Annotated in this window: 3 protein-coding genes; all 3 read right to left on the reverse strand. The window is 62.1% G+C overall.

What is annotated here, in order from left to right; genetic code table 11:
* Positions 1–1701: hypothetical protein (locus ACNKID_RS05045; RefSeq protein WP_417912341.1), on the reverse strand; the 1701-nt coding region annotated here is incomplete at its 3' end.
* 578 nt (positions 1702–2279) lie between these two features.
* The gene (locus tag ACNKID_RS05050) at positions 2280–3653 is read right to left on the reverse strand and encodes a DUF3999 domain-containing protein (protein WP_417912342.1); all 1374 of its coding nucleotides are present in this window, start codon (positions 3651–3653) and stop codon (positions 2280–2282) included.
* Positions 3650–4411: DUF2339 domain-containing protein (locus tag ACNKID_RS05055; RefSeq protein WP_417912343.1), on the reverse strand; the 762-nt coding region annotated here is incomplete at its 5' end. The genes ACNKID_RS05050 and ACNKID_RS05055, both read right to left, overlap by 4 nt.

Here is a 4411-nt window from a genome sequence, read left to right on the forward strand (position 1 = left end):
CATGCTTTGGGCCGCACCGTCAAGAACGCAGTCTGAGCCATTCAGGCTTCTGGCGGTCAGCAGTGCTGCCTTTTTCTGCTGCAAGGAAAAATCGCGCAGGGTCACTGCGCCGCCGGTGACAGTCAGCACTGGTCCGCCTTCAGCCCTCTGTTCCATCTGCAGTGCGCCTGTGATGTCCGCGCCGCCTTTGGCAAAACGCAGACCATTATCTGCGGGGAGAAAGGGACGGAGCCAGTCAGCCTGCATGTGCTGGAGGCTGAAGTTGCCGTTCAGGTTGAAAGTGGAATCTGCTGCGCCCGTGAAAGCAAGCGACGATGCACCGCTGCGGGCCGTGAGGGAAAGCCGGGCGGCCTCGTCTTCTCCCTCAGCGGCGGCCTTCAGATTTTTGAAGCCGGTCAGCTCAAGCTGCACGTCAGTCCATTCCTGCCCTCCGCTGCGCACATGGCCCTTGTTTAAGGTCAGCTTGCCCACAGCAAGGCCAAGCTCCGCAGGGTTGAGCAGGACGGCGGCTTTGGCGGCCAGCGCGGAGCCGTCCAGCAGCCCGGCCATGCTTGACGGCAGGTCAAGCTGCGGCTCCTCCAGCAGCAGCTCATCCACGGCATACTGCCGCTGAAGGGGATTGGCCCGGAGTATGACATGAGCGGTTGGCGAAGTCAGACGGAACGCCTGATCGGGCCGCTCCTCAGAATCGGCGGACTGGAGAAGCAGGTTGGAGAAGGTGACAGAGCCGGTCGCGTTCAGCCTTTCGTCGGCGGCTCCGTTTTCGCGCAGGCTGATCTCAAGCACCGCATCGGCCCGCTCCGCGCTCAAGCTGATGGATTTGGCTATCTCCGGGAAAAGACCGAGATACTGCTGCGGGTCAAGATTATCCAGCTTGAGGGTCAAGCGGGTTTCCGGGCCGCCGCCGTCCTTCTGCCGCTGGCCGACAAGCTGAAGCGGGCTGGAATTGACCACCGCGCTCAGGCTGGGATCAAGGTTCTGTCCGGCCGCTGGCAGGACAAATTCAATATGCTCGATCAGATGCTTTTTGCCGCTGGGCTGATCAAAAAAATGCGCCGTGCTGCGGTGCAGGCGGAGGTCGCGCAGATGCAGCCAAGGCGGCAGCAGGCTGAAACCGCTGAAGAGGCCGCTTTGCGGCAGAGCATTGAAGCTGCCGTCGCGGCGGCGGATCAGACTGGTGCGCAGGCGGTCGACACTGACATCTTCCAGCAGAAGCTGTCCCTTGAGCAGGCCGGAAGGCCGGATGCGGGCCTCTGCCGAAGCGATGCGGGCCAGCTCCGGCTCGTCTGTGCGGTCAGCGGCAGGGCCGACAGTGATCTCGTGCAGGCGCAGAATCAGCTTGAAAGGCGCGAGGCTGGCTTGGCCCACAGTGACCGATCTGCCGAGCTGACGGCTTAATTTTTCGGCCAGCGGCCCCTGCACATAAAGCGGCAGCAGGTAGAATGCGCCGATCAGCCAGAAAAGCAGCAGCGCAGGCGGCAGCAGCAGGAGCGAAACAAGACAGAGGCGGCCTCTGCCGCCGGAGCGGTAGGCTTTTTTCTGCCGGGCAGACTTTTTCTCCGGCGGCACGGCAGGGCTGGACGGCGTGGGCGCGGCTGCCACGCTGCGGGTACGGGGCCTGTGCGGGGCTGCGCCGCCTATCTCTATTTCGCCAAAATCAGGCGCGTCTGCGGGCGCAGAATTCTCTTTCTCGTCGGTCATGGTCGTGGGGGTGTTCTGTCAGCGGACTGCGGATGCGGAAAATTGTACAGTCTTGCCCGGATAAATCAAGCGGCAAACGTCTCGTCCGCCGCAACTTGACAGACGGAGAAGAGTCGGCAGGTTATCATAGTGGAGCATCATGCAATGACCATGCGCTGTCATTCCGGCCGCAGGGAGGAATTTCCTGATGCTCATGGGAGTTCCCGCTCGGCTCGAACTGCCGGATTTCCTGCTTGGGATGCCGTGTTCCACGCATCGAACGGCTCATTCCACGCGTCGAATGCCTTATCCGAAGCTTCGGATGCCTCGTTCCAAGCGCAGGATGGCTCATCCGAAGCGTGGAACGCCTCATTCGAAGCTTCGAATGCTTCATTCCGAGTGTCGAATGGGTCATTCCAAGCGTGGAATGCCTCATCCGAAGTGTCGGATGCCTTGTTCCAAACGTGGAACGGCGCGTCTCCAGCCTGCTGCGGAGCATTTTCCGCCAGCCGTTCTTCATCTTTGGCGAGGAGCGGAGCGGGCTACAGTCGGAGCGTCATAAACATGAATTCTCTTCTGCTCCAGCTATAGACGGGGCTTCAGGCTGTTTCCTTGCTTCGTCCGTTCATCTCCCGGAACAGCTTCAAGGCCATTGCCCCTACCACCAGCACCCCGGCGATCAGTCCGGCCCAGAGCAGCCAGACGCGCCAGGGGAATTCTTTTTTTATTTCCAAGGCCGCTTGGCCAGCCAGCACCCGCTGCGGCTCGGCTTGGGCAGCCTCAATCAGCTTGCTGCCGCTGACCGGCTCTGCCGCCTTGAGGAGCTGCCCCACCTGTGAGCGGACAGGCTCCAGCCCGGCTCGGCCATAGGCCAGGGTGTAAGGCGGCCCGCCTTGGGCCATGAAAACGAGCTGGCCCGGCAGCCAGCCCAGCTCTAAAACCGGAGCCGCGCTGCTGCCAGCCTCAGTTTCCAGCCGCCAGTAGCGGTCAGTGACCGGCGCGAGATGAAGCAAGCCGTTTTCCAGCTTCACCCCGTCAACTGTCAGCCGCCAAGCGAGCAGCGAAGCCCGCCGCTGCCAAGCCGCCTGCTCATCCGGACGGGAGAAAATGGCGAACTCCGCCAGCGCATTCTGCTCCGGCAGGCGGATATTGAGCTGGTCTGCCGGAAAGAAGCCGCCGGTGCTGTAGAGCCACGCGGCTCGGCCCGGCGCGGCGGCGGGATCAGGCGTTCCGTTCAGCGGCAGCAGCGAGCGGGCCTGCGCCCGTGTTTCGCTTTCATAACCGGCCTGCGCCGCGCTCAGGCTGATGCCCTCCTTGCCCTGCGGCCAGGTGAGGCGCAGGTATTTCCCTTCCGCCTTTCCGTCCAGCTCAATCCGGTTGCGCAGGAGCTTGTGACCGCCGAAACTCAATTCGGCCAAAGCCGCCGAAGCCAAAGGCTGCCAGCTGTTCAGATCATCGCTGCTGTCCAGCTGCACCGACACTGAGAACTGCCTGCCCTGCCCTTGCCAAGCAAATTCCAGCCAGTCAGGACGTTGCTTTAGGGCGGAGCTGTCGAGAATATAGGCCGCAATGGCCTGCTCCGCCTTTTCTGCTCCGCCCGTGCTGAAGGCAATGAGTGCGCCGTTATTGCCGATGGCAATGCCAATATCTGCCGCCCTGCCCTGCCCGCTGGGTGTGGAAAGAGGGAAAAAAGGCAGGCTCTGCGCGGGATGGGCGGCCTGTTCCGGCTGCGGCGGGCGGAGCAGATGCGGCACCGGACCATTGCTGTTGAAAACCCGCAGATCGCCGAGATCAGGCCGGACACAGCCCTGATAGACCTCGGCGGGCAGGCTCAGGCTGGCCACCGGGCTGTTGCCTTTCACCTTCAGTTCCATGCCGTAGGCAAAATCTTCCAACCGCAGCGGCTGCGGATCATCCTTGGCCAAACAAGGTGCTGCGGCCAGCATAAGCAAGAGAATAAGCAGACGGTTCATGGAGCTTCCTCCTTTTTCGGGGGCAGGGGCGAGAAATAGCTGATGACGATGACCAGGATGCCCACAGAGAGAAAGGAGACAATCCGCTCCACTGCGCCGCTGTTGGCCAGATCAATCAGGAAGAGCTTGAGCACTGTGGCCCCGATCAGAATACAGCCTGTGAACCAGAGCGCCCTGCTTTGACGGCGGCCTGCGGCGGTCATCAGGGCCAGCGAGAGCAAGGCCCAGAGGATGGCCAACGCGGTCTGGTAGAGGCGGGATGAAAGCATCGCGTCCATATCAAAGGAGATTCCGGCGAGATGATGCACGGCGCGGGCCAAGGCTGCATTGAGCCAGAGAAAGGCTGTGCCTGCGCCAAAGGCGGCCAGTGCGGGTTCCGGCAGCAGGCGATGGCGCAGCAGCCACCAGACCAGCAGGAGCAGCACTGCGAGCTGGCTCAATTCCAGCGGATTGAGTAGAGGAATGAAAGGCAGCGGCGGCGCGTCGCCTGCGCTGCTGAAGCTGCCGGAAAGCAGCCAGAGCCAGAGGAGGGCTGCCAATATTCCTGCGCCGTGCCGCTGATACGCTTTGGCCTGCTCAGCGAGGGGCCAGCGGGTTTCCAGCCAGCGATTGTGCGTCAGCAGCACCATGCCTGCTGGTATCAGTCCCCAAACCAGCTCGTTCCATACGCCTGCGCTGCCGATGAGTTGATGCGTCAGCCAGCCAGCTTCCGAGGTGACAAGCAAGGTGAGCAGAAGATAGCTGATGACGTGATTGAC

Source organism: Candidatus Electronema sp. TJ, from assembly GCF_048287355.1.
In the GTDB taxonomy this organism is placed as follows: Bacteria; Desulfobacterota; Desulfobulbia; order Desulfobulbales; family Desulfobulbaceae; genus Electronema.

Excerpts from the sequence above, each read along its gene's own strand:
- ACNKID_RS05050 (WP_417912342.1), bottom strand. The coding sequence starts at position 3,653 with ATGAACCGTCTGCTTATTCTCTTGCTTATGCTGGCCGCAGCACCTTGT.